This is a genomic window from Bacillus sp. SRI_025 (assembly GCF_057592095.1).
The window spans coordinates 891361-915542 of the sequence record NZ_JBYEGB010000001.1; the positions used below are offsets into that span (position 1 = coordinate 891361).

18 protein-coding genes are annotated in these 24182 nt (G+C 43.1%); 12 read left to right on the top strand and 6 right to left on the bottom strand.

The annotated features are described in order from the left end of the window. The 11 genes from AC20OE_RS04545 to AC20OE_RS04595 all read left to right on the top strand — a co-directional run bounded on the left by AC20OE_RS04545 (position 1) and on the right by AC20OE_RS04595 (position 17279). Positions 1 to 786, top strand: coding sequence for a 2,3-dihydro-2,3-dihydroxybenzoate dehydrogenase (locus tag AC20OE_RS04545; RefSeq protein WP_099663874.1), 786 nt, complete (start codon positions 1 to 3; stop codon positions 784 to 786). Between the two features lie 26 nt (positions 787 to 812). Then, positions 813 to 1994, top strand: coding sequence for an isochorismate synthase DhbC (gene dhbC / locus AC20OE_RS04550; protein WP_099663875.1), 1182 nt, complete (start codon positions 813 to 815; stop codon positions 1992 to 1994). A gap of 24 nt (positions 1995 to 2018) precedes the next feature. Further along, the gene (locus AC20OE_RS04555; protein ID WP_099663876.1) at positions 2019 to 3638 is read left to right on the top strand and encodes a (2,3-dihydroxybenzoyl)adenylate synthase; all 1620 of its coding nucleotides are present in this window, start codon (positions 2019 to 2021) and stop codon (positions 3636 to 3638) included. Positions 3639 to 3656: 18 nt separating this feature from the next. After that, on the top strand, positions 3657 to 4565 hold the full coding sequence (locus AC20OE_RS04560; RefSeq protein ID WP_099663877.1) for an isochorismatase family protein: 909 nt from the start codon (positions 3657 to 3659) through the stop codon (positions 4563 to 4565). A gap of 15 nt (positions 4566 to 4580) precedes the next feature. Next, a complete protein-coding gene (locus AC20OE_RS04565) occupies positions 4581 to 11729 on the top strand; it encodes an amino acid adenylation domain-containing protein (RefSeq protein WP_487268524.1) in 7149 nt (2382 codons plus the stop codon). Positions 11730 to 11749: 20 nt separating this feature from the next. Then, positions 11750 to 11977 carry an MbtH family protein gene (locus AC20OE_RS04570; protein WP_025093680.1) on the top strand — a complete coding sequence of 76 codons (228 nt, stop codon included), beginning with the start codon at positions 11750 to 11752 and terminating at the stop codon, positions 11975 to 11977. A gap of 323 nt (positions 11978 to 12300) precedes the next feature. Next, positions 12301 to 13926 carry an AraC family transcriptional regulator gene (locus AC20OE_RS04575; RefSeq protein WP_059376707.1) on the top strand — a complete coding sequence of 542 codons (1626 nt, stop codon included), beginning with the start codon at positions 12301 to 12303 and terminating at the stop codon, positions 13924 to 13926. A gap of 98 nt (positions 13927 to 14024) precedes the next feature. Further along, a complete protein-coding gene (locus AC20OE_RS04580; protein WP_099663879.1) occupies positions 14025 to 14990 on the top strand; it encodes an iron-hydroxamate ABC transporter substrate-binding protein in 966 nt (321 codons plus the stop codon). Positions 14991 to 15088: 98 nt separating this feature from the next. Beyond that, a complete protein-coding gene (locus tag AC20OE_RS04585; protein ID WP_059376705.1) occupies positions 15089 to 15823 on the top strand; it encodes an alpha/beta hydrolase in 735 nt (244 codons plus the stop codon). 72 nt (positions 15824 to 15895) lie between these two features. Beyond that, positions 15896 to 16042: a YycC family protein gene (locus AC20OE_RS04590; RefSeq protein ID WP_064498621.1), complete on the top strand. Its 147-nt coding sequence runs from the start codon at positions 15896 to 15898 to the stop codon at positions 16040 to 16042. 22 nt (positions 16043 to 16064) lie between these two features. Continuing rightward, positions 16065 to 17279: a CynX/NimT family MFS transporter gene (locus tag AC20OE_RS04595; protein WP_059376704.1), complete on the top strand. Its 1215-nt coding sequence runs from the start codon at positions 16065 to 16067 to the stop codon at positions 17277 to 17279. A gap of 39 nt (positions 17280 to 17318) precedes the next feature. Here the strand turns inward: AC20OE_RS04595 and rplI are convergent, their stop codons facing one another. From rplI to AC20OE_RS04610, 3 genes are read right to left on the bottom strand one after another with little or no spacing between them, the layout of a single operon-like run. Further along, positions 17319 to 17768: a 50S ribosomal protein L9 gene (gene rplI / locus AC20OE_RS04600; RefSeq protein WP_008359128.1), complete on the bottom strand. Its 450-nt coding sequence runs from the start codon at positions 17766 to 17768 to the stop codon at positions 17319 to 17321. Continuing rightward, positions 17765 to 19744: a DHH family phosphoesterase gene (locus AC20OE_RS04605; protein ID WP_039182890.1), complete on the bottom strand. Its 1980-nt coding sequence runs from the start codon at positions 19742 to 19744 to the stop codon at positions 17765 to 17767. Before AC20OE_RS04605 ends, rplI begins: the two co-directional genes overlap by 4 nt. Positions 19745 to 19774: 30 nt before the next feature. Further along, positions 19775 to 20713: a YybS family protein gene (locus AC20OE_RS04610; RefSeq protein ID WP_142352190.1), complete on the bottom strand. Its 939-nt coding sequence runs from the start codon at positions 20711 to 20713 to the stop codon at positions 19775 to 19777. A gap of 303 nt (positions 20714 to 21016) precedes the next feature. On the opposite strand from AC20OE_RS04610, the gene AC20OE_RS04615 reads away from it, so the two are divergent. Continuing rightward, entirely contained in the window at positions 21017 to 21943 is a 927-nt protein-coding gene (locus AC20OE_RS04615) for a manganese-dependent inorganic pyrophosphatase (protein ID WP_024424048.1), read from the top strand. A gap of 55 nt (positions 21944 to 21998) precedes the next feature. On the opposite strand, the gene rsiV is transcribed toward AC20OE_RS04615, so the two are convergent. The 3 genes from rsiV to AC20OE_RS04630 form a co-directional block, all read right to left on the bottom strand. Next, complete coding sequence (gene rsiV / locus AC20OE_RS04620) at positions 21999 to 22856, bottom strand: anti-sigma-V factor RsiV (protein WP_106025366.1); 858 nt, start codon at positions 22854 to 22856, stop codon at positions 21999 to 22001. Further along, entirely contained in the window at positions 22857 to 23351 is a 495-nt protein-coding gene (gene sigV, locus AC20OE_RS04625) for an RNA polymerase sigma factor SigV (RefSeq protein ID WP_039182900.1), read from the bottom strand. It abuts the gene before it with no gap. 149 nt (positions 23352 to 23500) lie between these two features. Continuing rightward, positions 23501 to 24160: an aspartate/glutamate racemase family protein gene (locus AC20OE_RS04630; protein ID WP_487268531.1), complete on the bottom strand. Its 660-nt coding sequence runs from the start codon at positions 24158 to 24160 to the stop codon at positions 23501 to 23503. Positions 24161 to 24182 lie beyond the last annotated feature (22 nt).

A 24182-nucleotide genomic window follows, 5' to 3' on the forward strand; every position in this document is an offset into this window, starting at 1 on the left:
ATGAAACATAGTGGTCTATCTCAAAAAATTGCCCTTATTACAGGCGCAGGACAAGGTATTGGACAAGCAGTCGCTAAAAGACTAGCCGAGGAAGGTGCGATTATTGCAGCAGTTGACGCAAATGAAGATCAGCTGCAAAGCACCGTCCAGCAAATGAATGATGAAGGCATACGTGCCTTTGCCTATCCAGGTGACATCACCGATCAAACTTCTGTTCAGCACATTGTTGATCAAATTGAAAAGCAGCTTGGACCCATTTATTTACTGGTCAATGTAGCAGGCATCCTTCGAATCAGTTCTATTGACCAGCTTAGTGCAGATGACTGGCAACAAACTTTCGCAGTCAACACACATGGTGTCTTTTACGTATCTCAAGCTGTCTCCAAATACATGATGAAAAGATCAGAAGGGGTCATTGTGACTGTCAGCTCTAACGCAGGTGCCATTCCTAGAATGAATATGGCTGCCTATGCCGCTTCAAAAGCAGCAGCTACTTCCTTTACAAAAACGCTAGGATTAGAGCTGGCAGCCTACGGGATCAGATGCAACGTCGTCTCTCCCGGCTCTACCGCAACACCTATGCAATGGGCTTTATGGGCTGATGAACAAGGAGAAGATCAGGTGATTAAAGGCTCATTAGAGACGTATAAAACCGGTATTCCTTTACAAAAAATCGCTGATCCTCAAAACATCGCTGATGCAGTCATTTTTTTTGCATCTGAGCAATCCAATCATATTACGATGCAGAATCTCACAATTGATGGTGGCGCAACACTCGGAATCTAGCATTTCATTCAAAAGGAGGCCTTTTCATGAAACATTCATTATTGTCGTCAGAAGAAAAAGTACAGTTGCTTCAAGACTATCAGCCAGGCGCTTTTTTCCTTGCTTCCCCTAAACGCACGATACTTGCCGAAGGGATATTCCAGCATATTGAAACCAATCAACTAAATGAACTATCCACAAAGGTAGCGCACGTATTTGACGCTGCCAAACAAGCTGGTATTCAAGCACCGATTGTGGCTGGTGCTGTCCCATTTGATCCGGCGCAGCCCGTTCGTTTAAATGTTCCAGTCCATGTACAGTTTAGTGATCCACTCGAATTTCAACAAGGTGATGAGGAGTCAGAAGCGGTATCGCCATCCTATGAGGTGATACCTGTCCCTGCTCCAGATGTCTACATGGAAGGTGTGAACGAAGGATTAGCTAAAATTGAGAACGGAGAGCTTAGCAAAATCGTACTCTCTCGATCTCTCCATCTCAAAGCAAATCGAGATATTCATACGAAAACAATACTCGAACGACTGGCTCGTCATAATACGACTGGCTATACGTTTGCTGCAAATATAGCTGACCCGAAGGCTTCCCAAAAGCGCACACTTCTTGGGGCAAGCCCTGAGTTGCTACTTTCAAAAACTGGTTCATCTGTGATTTCCAATCCACTCGCTGGTTCTCGGCCGCGCAGTTCAGATCCAGTAGAAGACCAGCGCCGCCGCGATGAACTTCTTACTTCAGCGAAGGATTTACACGAGCACGCAGTGGTTGTCGAAGCTGTCACTAAAGCGCTTACTCCTTACTGTCACACATTAGATGTGCCTGCATCACCATCCGTCATACAAACAGAAACGATGTGGCATTTGTCTACTGTGGTCAAAGGTGAATTAACAGATTCTAGTGTGTCCTCAATTGATTTAGCGCTTAGCCTTCATCCAACACCCGCAGTATGCGGAACACCTACAGCAGATGCACGTGAAGCCATTCAAGCGATTGAACCCTTCGATCGAGGGTTTTTCACAGGAATGATCGGCTGGGCAGATACAAATGGTGATGGTGATTGGATTGTCACCATTCGTTGTGCAGAAGCTGAGGGTCACTCCCTTCGCCTCTTTGCTGGTGCAGGAGTGGTCAAAGGATCAAAAGCAGAGGATGAGCTAGCTGAAACATCTGCAAAATTCAACACGATGCTTCATGCGATGGGCATCCATCAGCTATAAAAGTAAATAGGAGATGACAAAAACATGTTCGTTCAACCACCTACATGGCCAGAAGAATTTGCAAAACGCTACCGTGAAAACGGCTGTTGGCGTGGGGAAACCTTTGGCGGTATGCTTCGTGCACGCGCCGCATCGTTAGGAAATAAAACAGCGATTACATACGCTGATACGCATATGAGCTACAAAGAACTTGATGAGCGCGTCAGCAGCCTTGCCGCCGGTTTTCATCAGCTTGGCATTCAAAAAGGAAGTCGAGTTGTCGTGCAGCTTCCTAACATTCCTGCTTTTTTTGAGGTCATTTTCGCTTTATTTCGAATCGGTGCTTTACCCGTCTTCTCTCTGCCATCTCATAGAAGCAGTGAAATCACTTATTTTATTGAGTTTGCCGAAGCAGACGCATATGTCATACCAGATATCGATGGCGGCTTTGATTATCGAACACTCGCACGTCAAGTGAAAGAAAAGCTTCCCTCATTACCTCATGTCATTATTGCAGGGGAAGCTGAGGAATTCCTTGGCTTAGATGATCTGCGCAAGGACCCAGCACTTGATCCCCAAATTCATGTAGAGGCAAGCGATATTGCATTTCTTCAGTTATCTGGAGGCAGCACAGGCCTTTCTAAGCTTATTCCTCGCACGCATGATGACTATATTTATAGTCTTTGGAAAAGCAATGAGGTGTGCGAGCTCACACAAGAAAGTGTGTATCTAGCTGCACTTCCAGTTGCGCACAACTATCCATTAAGCTCGCCTGGAGTCCTTGGGACGTTATACGCAGGCGGAAGAGTCGTTCTTGCACCTGGATCAAGCCCTGATGTCGTCTTTCCACTCATTGAAAAAGAACGGGCGACCATTACCGCTGTCGTTCCACCTATCGCATTGATTTGGCTAGAGGCCGCTCCTCATCGATCAGATGACATATCGAGTCTTGAAGTCTTACAAGTCGGCGGTGCTAAATTCAGTGCTGAGGCAGCAAAACGAGTGATGCCTGCCCTTGGATGTAAGTTACAGCAAGTTTTTGGTATGGCAGAAGGTCTGGTCAACTATACCAGATTAGATGATCCTGAACATGTCATTATTCATACACAAGGACGCCCGATGTCTGAATATGATGAGGTACTAGTGGTTGATGATGAGGACAAGCCCGTCCCGCATGAAGTGGCTGGACATCTTTTAACAAGAGGACCTTATACGATTCGCGGCTACTATAAAGCCGATGAACAAAACAAAAAAGCATTTACACCCGATGGCTTTTACAGAACAGGTGACATCGTGCGATTAACCAAAGAAGGAAATGTTGTTGTAGAAGGCAGAGACAAGGATCAAATCAATCGTGGCGGTGAAAAGGTTGCCGCTGAAGAAGTTGAGAACCATTTACTTGCGCATGCTGACATTCATGATGCCGCCATGGTATCCATGCCGGATCCATTTCTTGGCGAACGCTCATGTGCCTTTGTCATTGCAAAAGGAGACAACAAACCAGCACCGCACGTCTTAAAATCATTTCTAAGAGAACGCGGGCTCGCAGCCTATAAAATTCCTGACCGCATTGAATGGATCGATGCGTTCCCACAAACAGGTGTAGGCAAAGTCAGTAAAAAAGCATTAAGAGAACTAGCTGCAACCCATACTGCCAACGTATAAAAAAGAGGAGTGAAAACCATGGCAATCCCTACTATTCCTGCATATCCAATGCCAAGCACACAAGATTTACCCGAAAATAAAGTGAACTGGATACCAGATCCGAAACGTGCTGTTCTGCTGATACATGACATGCAGCAATATTTTTTAAATGCATTTCAACAAGATACATCACCGATCACAGAGTTAGTTCAGCATATTGAACAATTACGTGACACATGCAATGAACTTGGCATTCCAGTCGTCTATACAGCTCAGCCTGGTGACCAAGACCCGAAGGATCGTGCCCTATTAACAGATTTTTGGGGACCTGGACTTGGTGATGATGAAGCATTGACAAAAATCATTGATCAGCTTGCTCCATCTGAAACAGATACAATGCTGACAAAATGGCGTTATAGCGCATTCAAAAAATCTAATTTTTTGGATATTCTTCAAGAAGGCGGGCGTGATCAACTGATCATTACTGGCGTATATGCACATATTGGCTGTATGCTGACGGCCGCAGAAGCATTCATGCTCGATATTGAAACCTTCTTTGTCGCCGATGCCGTCGCTGACTTTTCATTGAAACATCACAAAATGGCCATGACCTATGCAGCTGAACGCTGTGCGGTCACCACAACAACAAATCAAATCATTGGTCGTTTAACAGGACAGGATGCAGAAAGTGATGACCTATCCTTTGAGGCCATTCTTCAGCAAGTAGCTGAGTATCTCCAAATGGAGCCGAATGAAATACCGCTTGACGAGAATCTCGTCTACCTTGGACTTGATTCTATTAGAATGATGAGCCTAGCGGAAAAGTGGAGACAGCAAGGAGCGACAGTCAATTTCGTTGAGCTTGCAGCAAATCCAACACTCGCTCATTGGCGAACTCTTCTTTTCCCAGACAAACAGCCATCTATTCCAAATATCGATTACTTGTAAAGGAGGTATAGACCCTTGTCGATCCAGTCAGTCGATTCATTTCCACTAACCGGTGCCCAATCAGGCATTTGGTATGCGCAGCAGCTTGATCCATCTAATCCTATTTTCAATACAGCTGAGTATATAGATATTAAAGGTCCTATTGACCCCATACACTTTGAAGCAGCCATTAGAAAAACTGTCTTAGAAGCAGATTCTTTGTATATGCGATTCGTTGAGGATACTGACGGTCCAAAGCAATGGTTCTCTTCTAAGAAAGAGATTCCATTCCAATTAATCAATTTACAAAATGAAAAACAGCCGCTTGATGCGGCTAAAGCATGGATGAAGGCAGATCTTTCAACGCCAGTCTCTTTAGAGAAAGATGTATTATTCCGTGAAGTACTTTTTCAACTTGCTGACGATCGATTTATCTGGTATCAGCGCATTCATCACATTGCCATTGATGGATTCGCCTTTTCGCTCATTGCGCGTCGTGTTGCTGAGGTCTATACAGCCCTATCGAAAGGGACACCTATGCCCCCTCAAACATTTGGATCCTTACATGACGTAGTCCAAGAGGAGCTTACCTATCAACAGTCCAATCGATATGAAGATGATCAAGCGTTTTGGAAAAATCGCTTTGCTGATCAACCGGAAATTGTCAGCCTTGCTGAGCTTGCACCAAGAACGTCGGATCATTTTATCCGAAAAACGGCTGGCTACGATGCCGCAAAGGTAAGCAAAATGAAAAAAAATGCTCCAGCCTTCGGTGGTACGTGGCATGAAATGATCCTTGCTGCATCCGCTTTATATATGCATCGTATGACTGGTGCACATGATATTGTTTTAGGATTACCTGTGATGATGCGCCTTGGATCGTGCGCCTTACAAACACCCGGAATGGTCATGAACCTGGTACCGCTTCGTTTAACATGCAAACCAGAAATGACGCTCTCAGCACTTGTTCGCCAAGTATCTGATGAACTAAAAGCCATTCGCCCTCATCAAAGATATCGCCACGAGGATATGCGGAGAGACTTTAAACTTATCGGAAGAAATCAGCGATTATTCGGCCCGCAGATCAATATCATGCCATTTGATTATGATCTCATGTTCGATCAGAGCATTGGTCAAGCACATAACCTCTCAGCAGGACCCGTGGATGATATATCGATCAACATATACGACCGCGCGGATGGGAACGGATTTCAAATCGACTTTGATGCAAATCCTGCCGTTTACAAAGAGCAAGCAGTTGACGCTCATCAGCAGCGTTTTCTTCAATTGCTGGAGGAAATAACCGGACTAGAGCAAGATCAGACGATCAGTCAATTCAACCTTCTTTTGTCTGAAGAGAAAGAGACCATTCTCAAGCACTGGAATGATACAAAACGAGAATTACCAAAGGAATCTTTACGGGAACTGTTTGAAAAACAGGTGAGCAAAACGCCACAAGCAAAAGCACTACAGTTTGAAGGAATCACTTTGACTTACGAAGAGCTAAATCAGCGGGCAAATCAATTAGCTCATTATTTGAAAAAACATGGCATTGGACCAGAACAATTTGTCGCCATTGCTCTGCCTCGATCCATCGATATGGTCGTAAGTCTATTAGCCGTCGTCAAAACGGGAGCTGCATATCTACCATTAGACCCTGATTACCCTAACGATCGAGTCGCCTATATGCTAGAAGATGCCAAACCGGCGTGCTTGCTCACAGTCAAAGAGACAGCAGACGGTTTGGACCATCCGCACATCGTTCAACTGGATGATTCAACTGTTCATCAGGAGATAGCAGGCAGTCCAAATCTCAATCCGACATGGAGCGAGGGCTCTCCACATCACCCGGCTTACATCCTCTACACATCAGGATCGACAGGCAAACCAAAGGGTGTTGTTGTAACAAAACGAAATGTGATCAACTTTATATTGTCCATGCAAGATTCATTTTTATTAGATCAAGAAGACCAGCTTTTAGCGGTAACGACCATTGCCTTTGATATTTCCGGGCTCGAAATGTTCCTCCCGCTTTTACATGGAGCTGCTATTTTATTGGCAAAAAAAGAAACCATACAAGATCCAGCAAAACTTTCAGATATGATTCGTTCTTATCATGTCACAATCATGCAGGCAACACCAACGTTGTGGCATGCGTTGGCAGATGAATATCCTGACGTGATTACAGGTATGCGAGTTCTTGTTGGAGGAGAAGCACTCCCTGCCTCCCTTTTGCATACCTTGCAATCTCTTCAATGCGACATTACTAATTTGTACGGACCTACAGAAACGACGATCTGGTCTACGATGGAAAATGTCACAGCACATCAAGAGAATAGCGGGCCCGCAATTGGTAAACCCATTTGGAATACGAGCGTTTATATTTTAGATGAAGGACTAAACCCAGTCCCAGCAGGGTCAATCGGTGAACTTTATATTGCTGGTGAAGGAGTATCTAGAGGATATCTTGGACGATATGATTTAACGGCTGAACGTTTTGTCGCTGATCCATTCGGCACAAGCGGCACGAGAATGTATCGTACTGGTGATTTAGCCAGATGGCGTGAAGATGGTTCGATTGATTATATCAGCCGTGCCGATCATCAAATTAAAATCCGCGGCTTCCGTATTGAACTAGGTGAAATCGAAACCGTGATGATGCAGCACCAAGCCATTAAGCATACATCTGTTATCGTTCGTGAAGATCAACCTGGGCAGCAGCTGCTTTGTGCATATGTTGTGCTGACAGATGGCTCTTCTCTACACCCTTCAGAGCTCAGACAGTTTGTGGCTTCATTACTTCCTGATTACATGGTACCTTCTGCTGTTGTCGTTTTGCCAGAACTTCCACTTACGCCAAACGGCAAAATCGATCGCAAAGCATTACCAATACCAAATATGTCTTTAGTTAGTTCTGAGCGGACACCTAGAACACCACAAGAAGACATGTTATGTAGTTTATTTGCAGAAACCCTTGGCCTATCTCAAATTGGCATAGATGATAGTTTCTTTGACTTAGGAGGACATTCCTTACTCGCCGCTCGCCTGCTTAGACGTATACGCGATACACTTGGCGCAGACCTAAGCATGAGTACCATTTTTGAATCGCCTCGGGTTGCTGATCTTGCGCAGCATATTGACAAAGCGAAGGACATTCGGCCGCCGCTTCAGGTTGAAGACAAGCCAGATGAAATTCCATTATCCTTTGCCCAAAAACGGCTCTGGTTCCTTCATTGCCTTGAAGGGCCAAGTCCAACTTACAATATTCCACTTGTCATTCAACTGACAGGTACACTAGATCAAACAGCTCTAATTGGTGCTCTGGCAGATATCACTGAAAAACATGAAACCCTTAGAACCATTTTTCCAGATAAGAACGGCATGCCAAGACAGATCATTTTACATCCGAAAAGTGTTCAGCCTGAACTCCATGTCACAGCTTCAACCGATCAACAAATTGAGAGTCAGTTAAACGAAGCCATTCGCTATAGCTTTAAAATTGAAGAAGAACCTGCACTGCGAGCAGAGTTATTCACGCTTGATGCAAACCGATCCGTCCTGCTTCTATTGCTGCATCATATCGCTGGTGATGGCTGGTCACTTGCACCATTGACGCGAGACTTAGCTGCTGCTTACGAAGCCCGTATACAAGGAAAATCCATCTCCTTGCCAGCAGAACCTGTTCAATATGCTGACTATGCTATTTGGCAGCAGAAGCTGTTGGGTAGTGAAGAAGAGACGGATAGTCTATTTGCCAAGCAGCTCAGCTATTGGAAAGGTGCCTTACATGACTTGCCTGAAGAACTTGAACTTCCCTATGACTTCCCGCGTCCACAGGAAGGAAGCTTCAACGGTGCGACGATAGACTTTACGATTGAACCCGCTTTACATCAGAATCTCCTTGAGCTTGCCAAGCAGCATCAAGTGAGTTTGTTCATGGTGCTTCAAGCATCACTTGCAGCATTAATGACACGCCTTGGAGCGGGGACAGATATCCCAATCGGCAGTCCGATTGCTGGACGGAATGACGATGCACTTGACGACATTGTGGGCTTGTTTGTGAACACATTAGTATTACGTACAAATACAGATGGTAATCCAACCTTTAGTGAGCTATTGAAGCGAGTGCGAGACGTTGACTTAGCAGCCTATGAGCATCAGGATCTGCCATTTGAACGGCTAGTCGAAATCCTAAATCCAACCCGATCCAGATCACGAAATCCATTGTTCCAAGTCATGCTTGCCTTCCAAAATACACCGAAGGCAGAAATGAAGCTGACACAGCTTGACTCAGACCTTTACGTGAAACCAGTAGGGTCAGCTAAATTTGATCTGACCATCGAATTGACAGAACAAAGAACTGAAACTGGATCAGCAGCAGGATTAACAGGTTTGTTTGAATTCAGTACAGATGTGTTTAAAGAAAGCACCATTCGAGCAATCGCTGACAGAATGAAGCGCTTTTTAACTGAAGTGACTGAGCGCCCACACGTGCCGATTGGCCAAGTGAACATTTTATCAGATAAAGAGCGGCAAACATTTCTCCCTGATAAAAGGACATTCGCTCAGTTAGATCAAGCACATAGTCTCCCAGCCTTATTTGAAAAAACGGCACAGCAATATCCTGATCGAGTGGCTGTAACGTATGGCAATAAGCAGCTTACCTATGGTGAGTTAAACTACAAAGCCAATCGTCTTGCTCATTTATTAATACAAAGAGGCGTTGGACCAGAACAGTTCGTTGCACTTGCCCTGCCTAGATCAATCGACATGCTCGTCAGCTTATTAGCCGTTCATAAAGCAGGCGCAGCCTATGTTCCGCTTGATCCTGACTATCCAGCAGACAGGCTGGCATACATGATACAAGATGCCAAACCAGTTTGCAGCATCACAACAAAAACAGATGCAGTGCATCTCCCTGCTGATTGCGATTTGATTTTGTTAGACGAAAAAGAAACGAGCGATCAATTGCTGACTATGCCAAATCATAATCCGACTGATATAGACAGAATTGAACCGCTATCTTCTCTGCATCCGGCCTATATTATTTATACATCCGGTTCTACAGGGAAACCAAAAGGAGTGGTCATCCCACATCAAAATGTCATCCGTCTTCTGACATCTACTGAACATTGGTTCCATTTTGATGAAGAGGATGTTTGGACAATGTTCCATTCATATGCCTTTGATTTTTCAGTATGGGAAATATGGGGACCACTTTTATATGGCGGCAGGCTTGTCATTGTACCTCATACCATCTCTCGCTCTCCTGAAGAGATGCTGCAGCTTCTAGTCGAGGAAGGTGTGACTGTGCTTAATCAAACACCTTCTGCCTTCTATCAGCTCATGCAGATAGACAAGGAACAACAAACACTAGGCCAAGCATTATCACTCCGCTATGTCATCTTTGGCGGTGAAGCATTAGAGCTTAGCAGATTAGAAGATTGGTACAGCCGTCACTCAGACTGTAAGCCAAAGCTAATTAACATGTACGGCATTACAGAAACAACCGTACACGTTACGTACAATGAACTCAATCGAGATATGATCACAAAGAACTCCAGCAGTTTAATCGGCGAACCGATTCCTGATTTACACGTTTACGTACTTGATGAATACCTGCAGCCTGTTCCCCCTGGGACAACAGGTGAAATGTATGTAGCTGGAGCTGGCCTTGCAAGAGGTTATCTAGGCAGACCTGACCTGACATCAGATCGATTCCCTGCCGATCCATATGGAGCACCTGGCACAAGGATGTATCGTACCGGCGACCTTGCGCGCTGGACAGAAGAAGGGGCTCTTGATTACATTGGCAGAGCTGATCATCAAATAAAAATACGCGGATTCCGTATTGAACTTGGAGAAATCGAAGCCGTTCTGGCACGCCATGATGCAGTTACACAAGTGGCCGTCATAATGCGAGAGGATCAGCCTGGCGACAAGCGCTTAGTTGCATATATCGTCACAACGGAAGAAGACCATTTCGATACTGAAGCCCTTCGTCATTTTGCAGCAGCCAGTCTTCCTGATTACATGGTGCCCGCAGCATATGTACAGATTGACGCCATGCCGCTTACAGCAAACGGGAAGCTTGATCAAAAATCACTGCCGGCCCCTCAATTGCATTTACAGCAAGCGGATGGACGCGGCCCAAGAAATCCGAAAGAGGAAATCCTATGTCATCTCTTTGAAGAGGTGCTTGATTTGCCTAAAATCAGCATAGACGATCGCTTTTTTGACATTGGCGGACATTCACTGCTTGCGGTTCGTTTAATCAGCCGCATTCGTGATGCACTTGGTGTCAAACTAAGTATCGGAACATTGTTTGAAGCACCAAATGTGGCAAGTTTGGCAGAGAAACTAGAAACAGGAAGCGATGAAAACGCACTAGACATCTTGCTGCCGCTGCGAACAAATGGAGAAAGGTATCCTCTCTTCTGTGTTCACCCAGCAGGTGGTCTTAGCTGGTGCTATGCCGGTCTCTTGAATACATTAGAGAAAGACATCCCTATTTATGGATTACAGGCACGAGGAATCGCAAGAAAAGATGACTACCCGCACACACTAGATGATATGGCTGCGGATTACATCAAGCACATCCAAACAATTCAGCCAAAAGGCCCTTATCATCTTCTTGGCTGGTCATTAGGTGGAAACGTTGTACAAGCAATGGCTACACAGCTCCAGCAGCAAGGTGAAGAAATTGCACTCGTTGCGATGCTGGATGCCTATCCGAACCATTTCTTACCGATTAAAGAAGCACCTGATGAAGAAGAAGCACTAATCGCTCTTCTTGCGCTCGGCGGTTATGATCCAGATACCTTAACAGGTGAACCGCTCACGATGAAAAGTGCCGTCGACATTTTGAAAAAAGATGGCAGTGCACTAGCAAGCTTAAGTGAAGATGCCATTAGAAATCTAAAAGAAACCTATGTGAATTCAGTTCGATTGCTCGGAGAATATCAGCCAAAAACTTATCAGGGAGACATATTATTCTTTAGATCTACCATTATCCCAGATTGGTTTACACCAATTGATCCCGAAGCATGGGCACCTTATATCAACGGAACAATCGAACAGCACGACATTCATTGCCGGCACAAAGACATGTGCCAGCCTAAACCCCTAGCAGAAATTGGTGTCATCTTAGACAACGCACTGCATCGGGTCAAACAAAAGCACTAAGAATAAAGGAGAGATGACAAATGACAAATCCCTTTGATCGTGAAGACGGTGTATTTCTTGTGCTTGTCAATGAACAAGGACAGCATTCACTTTGGCCATCATTTGCACCAGTACCAGATGGATGGGAAAAAGTCTTTGGTGAAGACACTAGAAATGCCTGCATCGATTATATCCAGACACACTGGCAGGACTTGCGGCCATTAAGCTTAACAAAAGAACCTGCACTAGCACATGGAAAAACGGAATAAATCATCGCACCCTGATCTCACTCAGGGTGCGGTGATTTTTGACAAAGGGCTAAAATGATCTTGATTTTAGCCCTTTGTCTTCTTTTCAGCGTGATAGAAAACCTTTGCAGTCTAGGAAGGGCGAGCACCGGAACGGAGCGAATTTGACATTCGTGAGTACCGACGCGCAGACCTGACAACGAATGCGAGGGTTTGTCTACACGCTGCGCACCCTGATCTCACTCAGGGTGCTTTTTTGACAGATAAACATCACCATCTTTCAGCTCTTTCTGCTACAATTTAATTGAGAATGTTTATCAATCAATAAGAGATCAGGTGGTTTTATGGGAAACAACAATCAATTACGTACATTGGCAAATGCCGAACAATTCATCTATCGATTAACATATACTGAAAAAATAAATAATGCAGAGCTTCCACATACAGAGCAGCAGCTATCAGATACATTCTGCCTCCTCTTCAGCATAAGCGGCAGCGGTTTACTCACATTGAACGATCAAAAATGGCGATTGAAACATCTGACACTCTATACGATCATGCCTGGGGAAACATTTATGTTGAAAACAGAGCCTTATCAAAAACACGAGCTCTATCTGTTTCGCTTTCAGCTCTACACGCTGCAAGATCAAAACATAGGAGAAGTATCAACGGAACATGCCCGTTCTTTACTGAATAAATGGCAATTTATCGATATTAGTTCGATTGAACAAATTCATTCTTTACTGTCCGATATGACAGAGGAATGGCAAAGACCTGAATCCATTAGCTTTTTTAGAAGCCAAACTCTTTTTCAGCAGCTCATTATGCAGCTTTTCACACTGCATAAAGAAGATATTTGTGACACGGCACATGCCCTTTTCAAAACAAAACAATATATCGATCAACATTCCGAAGAACCCCTCAGCCTGACAAGTCTATCTCATATGGCTGGCATCAGCTCTAATCATTACAGTGAGCTATTTAAAAAGCATTTTGATGTGAGTGTGACTGACTATATCACCAAGAAAAGGATGGCTAGAGCGAAACAATTAATGGCAAAAGGCAGCGCAAAGCTCAAAGACATTGCACTTGAAATCGGCTATCAAGATCCGTATTACTTCAGCCGCATCTTTAAGAAAAAAACGGGCATGACCCCTTCTACTTATATGAAAAGCCGGCAGCGGAAAATTGCAGCCTATGGCCATTCCATACTCGGCCAGCTCACACCCATTCATATCATCCCATATGCTGCCCCTCTTCACCCTAAATGGACAGCACATGATTTTGAACATTATGCAGAAGAAATTCCGATTCACCTGAGTGCACATCGGATCAACGAGCACGCTGAAGCCAATTTACAGCTATTAAAGGAAACAAAACCTGAGCTGATCATTGCCAATGATCATGTGACAGAGGAAGAAAAACAAGTGTTAAAAACCATCTGTCCTGTTCACTTTGTTCCATTCACACAATTAGATTGGCGCACTCAATTCAGACAGACAGCTATGTTCTTAAACGAAGCAAAGGAAGCAGAAGAATGGCTGATTCATTACGAGGAACTCGTCATTCAAGCGAAAAAGGCATGCCTTTTTGATCATCCACCAAAAACCGTCCTGCCTCTTCGTATCTTTCAAGATCAGCTCTATTTGTCTGTGAATCGCACCATGTCAGAAGTGATTTTTCAAGACATTGGTCTTCAGCCAGCTTTTCAGAATGACGGCCAGCTAATAGAAAAAGAAATCAGCATTCGCTCTATACAACAGCTAGATCCAGACACCATCTTCCTTTTCCTGCATAAGGAGCCAAAAACCATTGCTTTTTATCAAAAATTAAAGCAGCAAGAGGCTTGGCAAAATCTCAAAGCTGTGACGCAGCAAGCAGTCTATCCACTTACGTCTGACCCTTGGCGTGAATACACAGCAGCCAGTCATCAACGAGTCATTCAGGACCTTTTATCTTTTTTTCCGTAAAAAGTCCATCATTTGACAGATCATTGTCTATGGATAAAAGGACGAAAGACTACTACAATCTTTAATTGAGAACAATTATCAGTTAAAGGAGAAAACAAATGAAAAAATGGTTCGCATTGCTTATCCTTTGTATCATGACGATCATCGCAGCTGCCTGTGGTGCTTCAGAAAATAAACCTGCTTCAAACACAACCAAAGGCAAGTCAGCTGAAGCAGCTGAAACAAACATCAAATACTTAGAACAAACGTACAAACTCAAAACACCAGTGAAACGAATCGTCATTGCTGGAAGCCTAGAATCAATGGAAGATGCAAAATTACTTGGTATCGAGCCTATTGGTGCTTCTACTGTAGGCGGCACTTTCCCTGAATTATTTAAAGACATCACAGCAAAAACTGAAGGCATCGGGGAAAAAACAGAACCGAACCTAGAAAAAATCCTAAAACTAAAACCAGATGTGATACTTGGATCAACCAAGTTCCCGCCTGCAACAATTAAAAAACTAGATAAAGTCCAAACGACGATCCCAGTATCACATGTCTCTTCCGACTGGGAAAGCAATCTTTTATTACTCGGTGAACTGACTGGAAAAAGTGAAGAAGCCAAAACCATCATCTCTGATTATCAGAAAGATCTTAAACAAGCAAAAGAAACTTTGAAAGACAAAAGCAGCAACAAAACAGCTGTCATTTTACGCATTAGACAGGGCGACCTGTACGTGTACCCTGAAGACGTATACTTCAACTCTACTTTATATGGCGACTTAGGATTTACAGCACCAAGTGATATCAAAAAAGCCAAAGCACAGGCATTGATTTCATTGGAGCGCCTAGGAGAACTCAATCCTGACTATATTTTTGTTCAGTTCTCTAAAGAGGAAAACTCATCGAATCCGAACGCATTGAAGGACTTAGAGAAAAATAAAATTTGGACAAGCCTAAAAGCTGTGAAAAATGGGCACATCAATGAAAATGCCGTTGACCCTATGCTTCAAGGAGGAACAGCACTAAGCAAGACAACCTTCCTTGATAAGGCTGTGAAATGGTTAGATCAAAACAACTAAAAAAGATGTGACGAATGACAAAGGGCTAAAATGATCTTTATTTTTAGCCCTTTGTCTTCTTTTCAGCGGAGCTTGAAAACTTGGAGGAGAGATGACACATGAACGGAACGTTTCTATATGACGAGTTTAACGGGCGTCAGCTTGATATTTACCTACCACCGGACACCTCTATTCATGTTCCAGCTGTCTTTGTACAAGATGGCTCTTCTTTGTTTAGAACACACCTGCTAGAGATCGAAAGAATGATCGAAACCAAAACCATCTCGCCAATCATCATTGTCGGCATACATCCCTTCAATCGTCTTGACGAATATACCCCATGGAAGGCGTCATCACTGCGATCTGGGTTCCCTGACTTTAAAGGCGAGGCACAGACGTATGTGTCATTTTTAGCGAATGACTTGCTCCCATATATCAAAAGTGAATATCCAGTTCAAGAGACCTGTCATGAGCATAGCCACGTAGGTGCTTCATTAGGCGGGCTATTTGCTATTTATACTTTATTCATGCACCCTGATCTTTTTAAAAATATCGGATCGATCTCCGGGTCATTTTGGTATGAAGATTTTCTACCGTTTGCTAAACAACAAAGCATTCAGTGTGTGGATCACCTTCTCTATTTGTCTGTAGGTAGTGAAGAAGGGAAAGGCAAAACATCGGTTCAACAGCACATGCCGTTATTCACCAAACAACTGCATGATCTTTTATTACAGAAAGGGATGCAGGAATCGCAGCTGCACTATCACATTGAACAAGGAGAAGGCCATCATCTGAAACAATTTCAAAAAAATTTCTTATCGGCCCTAAAGTGGTTTTATAAAAGAGAATGCTAATTTTTTATCAGCATGACACAAAGCCGATATGATATATTGGAACGTATAGATTGAAAGAGGAGGGATTTGCGCATGAGACCTTTACAAATCTCAGCCGATACCGCACAAAAGCTTGCTGCATCACTCAATGTACCATTAGAACAAATTATGCATATGCCGCAGCATATCTTATTAGCTAAATTAGCGGAGCTTGAACAGAAGAAAGATCGTTCTTCTTAAAGAAATAAAGGAGTTTACATTCATGGAACAACAACTAGAAAAATCAACATTACATCCTCGCAGTACAGGACAAACCATCCTGCTGATTGCTGGGATTTTGCTCATTGCATTTAATCTGCGGCCTGCCATTACGTCCGTTGGCCCTGTTATCGGCGCGATTCGTTCCGATTTACAGCTTTCAAATGGACTGGCAGGTTTTCTTACGACATTACCACTGCTTTCATTCGCATTGCTTTCTCCAATTGCACCTAAAATCGGAAAACGCCTTGGCAATGAACGAACCCTCTGGCTTGGACTTGCTGTCCTTCTCTTTGGGATTGTGATTCGCTCGTTTGGCACCATCACCTTCTTAATGATTGGAACGGCGCTAGTCGGCGTCGGAATTGCGATTTGTAATGTGCTCTTACCGGGGCTTGTGAAGCATAAATTTCCTGCACATGCAGGTTTGATGACAAGTGTATACACGACTTCAATGTCCGTCTTCGCTGCACTTGCATCAGGTATCAGTGTTCCGCTCAGTCATACGATGCCTGGCGGCTGGAATACATCATTCCTTGTATGGGCTGGACTTGCCCTTCTCGCCATGATGGTTTGGGCGCCGCAGCTTCTTCATCAGAATACAGCGGCCGTCAAAACCATTTCTCTTACAGAGCAGCCAATATGGCGCTCACGTGTCGCATGGCAAGTGACCTTTTTTATGGGCTTGCAATCATTCCTTTTCTATAGCAGCATCGCTTGGTTTCCTGATATTTTAACATCACATGGAATGAATCTGGCGACAGCTGGATGGATGCTGTCCATTATGCAGTTCGCTGGTCTGCCATCCACCTTCTTAACGCCCGTTCTTGCAGAAAAATTAAAAACGCAAAGACCGCTTGTCGCCGGCCTTGTCCTTGTGTATTTACTAGGCATGATTGGACTTCTTCTCGGAGGATCGACACCTATTCTTGTCATCTCTGTCCTATTGATCGGCATTGGACAAGGTGCTAGTATCAGTCTAGCGCTCACCTTCATTGGATTGCGGACAAGACATATGGAACAAGCAGCTGCCCTCTCTGGAATGGCGCAGTCACTCGGTTATTTATTAGCCGCTGTTGGTCCATTCATGATCGGTATCCTTTTTGATTTCACACATACATGGACACCAGCCATTATCATCTTTATCATCATCCTATTTTTCATGTTTCTATCCGGTATGCGTGCCGGACGCAGCGTCTATATTTCAGATCCTTCATAAAAAAGAACCCGCCTCCTCGTGAGACGGGTTCTTTTCTGCTTATGCCTGCTCTGTCACATGTACCTTTAACGTTGCTTGTACCTCTGGATGAAGCTTTACCGGTACATTTGTGTAACCTAATGCACGGATGGCATCATTCAGCTCGATTTTGCGCTTATCGAGTTTAATTTGATGATCTTTTTGCAATTTATCAGCGATTTGTTTGCTTGTAATGGAGCCAAACAAACGGCCGCCTTCACCTGATTTTGCAGTGAGTTCCACTGTTAACGCCTCAAGTGTTTCTTTTAATTGTTTTGCTTGTTCAAGCTCTTGGATGGCATTCTTTTTCTCTTTGTTTTTCTGTCCTTCCAATGCACTTAGGTTCGTTGGAGTTGCTTCAACAGCTAACCCTTGTTTGATGAGAAAGTTGTGAGCGTATCCGTCAGCTACATTCTTGACTTCGCCTTTTTTCCCTTTGCCTTTTACGTCTTTTAGAAAGATGACTTTCATCTTTGAACCCCTCCTTCGAAATATTCGTCTATGGCAGCCTTTAACTTCCCTACCGCTTCTTCAATGGTTATACCATAAATCTGGGTAGCAGCGTTAGTCAAATGACCGCCGCCGTCTAGTGCTTCCATAATAATTTGAACGTTGATATCCCCTAATGATCTGGCACTAATGCATACCGTATCGTCATCTCGTCTAGCGACAGCAAATGACGCTTCTACTTCACTCATTGACAACAGGGAATCAGCCGTCTGGGCAATCGTTATTTGATCATAATACTCCGACCTATCAGACGGTAATGAAGCAATGGCTACCTGATTTTGATACAGCTCTGTATGCTGAATGAGTTTTGCCCGTTTGATGTAATGATCGACTGTTTCTTTTAAAAACTTTTGCACAAGGACAGGATCTGCTCCCTTTGCACGAAGGTAAGATGCTGCATCGAACGTTCTTGACCCCGTTCTCAGAGAGAAACTCTTCGTATCCACGATGATCCCAGCAAGAAGCGCAGTCGCCTCAATCATGTTAATCCGCAATTTCTTCGGCTGATACTCTAAGAGTTCTGTCACAAGCTCTGCTGTAGATGAAGCATACGGCTCCATATAAACAAGTAAAGGATCACGGATAAATTCCTCGCCTCGTCTATGATGGTCAATGACCACGACGTTTTCAATCTTATTCAGTAGTCGTTCCTCCATGACGAGAGACGGTTTATGTGTATCCACGACGACAAGCAATGTGTCATCCTTTGCAAGCTCCATTGCTTCCTCTGGCGTGATAAAACGTGACCAAAGCTCTTCATAATTTTTAATTTCACTAATTAAGCGTTGAACACTGTCGCCAATCTGGTTGGCATCAATGACAATATAGCCTTCTTTTCCATTGGCCTGGGCGACCTTTAAAATCCCGATGGATGCACCGATTGAGTCCATGTCTGGGAACTTATGACCCATGATCATGACATTACCGCTTTCAGATACAATTTCTTTTAAAGCATGAGAAATGACCCGTGCGCGTACGCGTGTCCGTTTCTCCATTGGGTTCGTTTTTCCACCGTAGAACTTCACTTTTCCATTCGGCTGTTTAATGGCGACCTGATCCCCGCCTCGTCCGAGGGCAAGGTCAAGACTCGACTGTGCTAGTGCTCCAAGCTCTTTCAAAGAAGGAACGGACGCACCAATCCCGATACTCAAAGTAAGCGTCGCACTATGTGCCCCTGTTTTCTCACGGACCTCGTCTAAAATGGAGAATTTCGACGCCTCAAGCTCAGCTAAAATGCTCTCATTTAGGACCGCCATAAATCGTTCAGACGAAATTCTCTTCAGGAAAATTCCGTATTCTTGTGCCCAATTGTTGAGCAGAGACGTCACTTCACTATTAATCGCGCTGCGCACTTGATCATCAAGGCCCTGCGTGACATCGTCGTAGTTGTCTAAAAAGATATAAGATAAAACCGTTCGTTCATTTTCGTACTGTCGTTCAATCTGCACCTGTTCCGTGACATCAAAGAAATATAAAAGGCGCTCTGATCGTTTAATAATGACTTTGAATTTCCGGTCATTCAGCGTTACATTTTCGGTCTCGACCTCTTGTTTAATAAGAGGCACAATGGACTCGAATGTATCGTACAAGGATCTGCCGACAAGTGTGCTTTCATGAAAGCATGAAGCGAGAAATGGATTCGTCCATTCGATATAATACTGGTCATTAAACAGCATAATACCAATTGGCATCTCCATTAATGCTTCTTCTCCAACCTTTTTGACTCGATAGGATAATGTTGAAATATATGAATCAATCTCTTTCTGCACTTGCGTATCTGCCCACTTTAAGAAGTAGAGCACACCTGCAAGGACGAAAAGACCAACCGCTCCTATGATCCAATTAAAATAAAGGTTGAGGAGGACTGTGACCACCGCAAGGACAATTAACGCGATGATCGGATACTTGATGACAGGTTTTCTATAGAAGCTTGGCACTGATATCAACTCCTCAACATTCAGAGTGAATTATTTGTTTTTTACTTTTTCTCTTAAATCAAAGCCTATGTCAGCAATCCCTATAATTCGCACAATCACACCGATCGGCGGAAAGAAAACCGTTAACACGACAGCGAAAATGGGTACCGCTTTTGAGATGTTTTTTTCGTGGCAATAATAGAAGAGAAAAGAAAATCCCTGAATAAGCACCAGTATAAATAAAATTTGAAACGCACTCGTTTGAACGAGCCATAAAAAGCTGCCTTTTTCCGTCTGAATCAGCATCAAAAGCAATGTGAGTAAATAATACCATACCATGCTTTTTGGCAGCCGCATATCCTTAAATTTCTTCAAAACCGGCATGTCTGAAACAAACCGTTTGAGCAAAGGCCGAACGAACCAATGATTCACAAAAGCCATCAAAGTAACAGCGATTAAAAGCGCTACAGGTAAAGCACTTAATGCCATATCCTGCATCTCTTTAAACTGTTTGAGCTGTTTGGCTATGTCCTTTTCAGAAGCCCCGGATTGCTTTAAAACACTCTCTAACATCGGCATCATTTGCTCAATCGACTCTTTCGCCATATTCATGATATCGATTTGAAAGAGCTGAACACTGACAACAAAGGAGATGAGAAAACTGAATAAATAAATCAGCGCACCTGTAATGATGGCATTCCCAGGCTGCCTTCTGCTGTAGAAAGCACCCATGCCTAATCCGACAGCAATCAGAATAGGTGCACTCATGAGTCCAGCCATAGACCCAATTAAAAAGCTGATCACTATGCCAATAGCGCCAGCAGCAATTCCTTTTTTCAAGCCGTGTCTGATTGTATAGAGGATGATCGGAATCGGAGCAGCTAGAAAGAAAATAATGGATAATAGCGGCACATACAAATAAAACAGCATCATGACCGAGAAAATACTCATCATGATTGCGCCCTCTACTAACGCTTTTGTTTGTTTCACACCTTCACCTCTATCCAATCCTTTTGTCTATATCTTGCTCAATGTGTACTTCTATGTATACGTATGATGTCAGCTCCATCATGTCTTGCCCCAACCTTTATTTTACCATAGCGGCAAATCTCAAGTAAAATGCAGGCTATTCTGGGAGCGTTTCACGTGGAACACCGATATGGAATCGTACATGCAAGTTTTCAAACAGCATGTTACAATTTTTAAGATAATTCTTAGCTATAAACCCTGAATTCAAGGTCAAAAGCTGTTAGAATAGAAACATCATCAATAAAAGTAAGAAGGAGAATTCACATGGGAAAAACACTCGTATTCGGACACAAAAATCCTGACACAGACACGATTTGTTCTGCTATTGCTTATGCTGATCTGAAAAACAAAATCGGCGTTCAGGCAGAAGCCGTCAGACTTGGAGAAATCAATGGAGAAACACAATACGCATTAGATTTCTTTAAACAAGAAGCACCTCGTTTCATTGAAACGGCTGCAAATGAAACAAAGCAAGTCATTCTTGTTGATCACAACGAATTCCAGCAAAGTGTAAGCGACATTGATCAAGTACAAGTAACTGAGGTCATTGACCATCACCGTATTGCCAACTTTGAAACAAGTGAACCTCTTTACTATCGTGCTGAGCCTGTAGGCTGTACAGCAACGATCTTAAACAAAATGTATAAAGAAAACCAAGTGACGATTGAAAAGGAAATCGCTGGTTTGCTTTTATCTGCGATCATTTCTGATTCCTTACTATTCAAATCCCCAACATGCACACAGCAAGATATTGATGCTGCGCATGAGCTTGCAAAAATCGCAGGGGTAGATCCAGAAGTTTATGGCCTAGACATGCTGAAAGCCGGCGCTGATCTAAGCCAAAAAACAGTTCAAGAATTAATTACACTTGATGCAAAAGAATTCGCACTAGGCAAAAGCAAAGTGGAAATTGCGCAAGTCAATACAGTAGATATCGCTGAAGTGACAGCAAGACAGGCTGACATTGAAGCGAAAATCAATGAAGTCATTGCAGCAAAAGGTCTTGATCTATTTGTTTTAGTCATCACAGACATTTTAGAAAATGACTCCCTTGCTCTTGCACTCGGTGCAGAAGCAGCAAAAGTAGAAAAAGCATTTAACGTCACGCTTGAAAACAACACAGCTTTACTAAAAGGTGTTGTATCAAGAAAGAAACAAGTCGTACCTGCATTAACAGACGCACTTTCTTAATAAAACAAGACAAGACTGCTGAATCATTCAGCAGTCTTTTTTGTCTGTCTTCTTTTTAATGAATGTACGTATCACTCACGAGAATATCCTTTAACACACTTGTTGGAATCGTGAATTCAACTACGCCCATGTAACCAGGTGCCACATCATATTCATTAAAGGAAATCACCAGTTTGCCTTTTGAATTGATATAGAAATTTTGATCCGGCTTAATTTTCTTAAATGGATCCGCCATATCTTGCTTGCCAATCCAATATATTTTGTTTGAATCCTCTTTCATCTGTTTCTTCATCTGCTCTTTAATATTTTCACTAATCACATCTATATACCGGTTATCTTTAAACAGACTTGGTAATGTAATGAGGACATGATTTTTCTTATCCACCGTATCATATGTCATTTCCTCTGCCGCAGAAGCCTGAGTCGTCACCTTGTATCGACCTAGTGAAAGAACTTGGTCATTGTTTGTTTTTACTTCATATCCGCTCTCTACACTCAAATGACCATTTTTATAACCCTTTGTTTCCTTTTCAAAATCTTGATACAGCTTTTTGTTTTCAGCTAAATATTTTTCATTCAGGCTGTCTTGTAATGTTCCGTCCCCAAGTCCTGAAACGTGTGGTGTTTTAAGATCAATATTCGTTCCTTGATCGCTCTTTTTAAATTCTGTAAACGTCACGACTTTCACCAGCTCGCCAATGATAGGTACTTCTGAAATCGCTCTTGCTGCCTGTGGACTAACATTAACAGTTGTGACAAAAAGAGCAGCCGCTGCAACAAGTCCGATGGTCCATTGCTGAAAATGAGGTTTTTTGTTTTTTCTTTTTAACGTTCGTTCAATCATCGCATCATATTCCGGTGGTATAGGGATTTCTAAATATTCATCTTTTAAATGTTCCAAATACTTATCCATTTATATTTCCTCCTGTGATAATTCTACTTTTAAAAGCCGCAGCGCCTTATATAATCTTGTTTTAATGGTGTTTTCATTTTCATCGAGAATCTGGGCGATGTCCTCTAATTTTAGATCTTCAAAGAACCTCAAAATAATGATGACTCGATACATCTCAGGCAAATCTTCTATAGCCCGTTTGACGTCTTGATCCTCGTATACATCTGATTCGCCCTGTGATAAGAATTCAAGCGTATCATCATCTGTCACCTGCACCCGCTTCTTCTTTCGTAAAAAGTCTAGGGCAGCGTTCACCACGATTTTATAAAACCAGCTATGCATCTTGCTCGTATCCTCTAATCGATGAACAGATTTAAGTGCTTTATGAATAGCCTCCTGAACAACATCCATAGCATCTTCCGGGTTTTTGACATAACTATAGGACAACCGATAAAAACTGTGTTTATGCTCCATGACGTAATCCGCAAATTGATCGTCTATTTTTCGTTTCTTCATTTTACAAAGAGCTCCTTTATCTTAAATGCGCATCTGTTATTTCTTACATTGGATAGACGCGCGCCTTTTAAAAATAGTTTGCGCTCGGTTATTTTTTTAACATGTCATCGCATTTGCATTCCTATACAAAAAGAGCGAACCTGATGGGTTCACTCTTTCCAGACGGATAGTGTTTGATGGACAAACTGTTTTAGTGGAGAAAGCGGATGAATGATAGGAACGCCTGTCTCCCGCTCCATCTGCTGTGCCGCATGAACCATCGAAAGCTGCATCACACAAATATCTCTGCCTTTTTGCTTCATACATTTTCTCAGCTGCTCCATGATTTGTTCATCATAGGCTTGCATATCACCGTTTAGGCAAAGATGAAAGACATCCTCCATCACAACCATTTCTACTTCAACCTGTTTACCCCGCTCTGTTGCATATGATTCAAGCCGCTGCATCGTTCCCTCCACTGTATTTGGGTTGGAAAACACAAGCTGAAGAGGCCCTTTTTTCTCACAAATCAGCTCAAATAACGGTTCATCGATCGGAACAATCGGTTGTTTAAAGAGGTGCTGCTGATCACCTAGAGCAGCAATGTATTGTGTACACGTGAGCAGAATGAGATCAGCTTCACTTTCTTGCTTTAATCTGTTGATAGCATACGTTTGCTGCTTGTGTTGATCGAACGAGGGATCTTGAGTGGCGCGTTCTATAAATGATGAATCGACTTTGTGATGCAAATCAACATCTGTATCACCAAAAACATCTTCTATATATGACTGATTGGACGGATGGGCGTGAAGGCAGTGTAATCGAATCATCAGGCTCTCTCCTCGTGAAAGT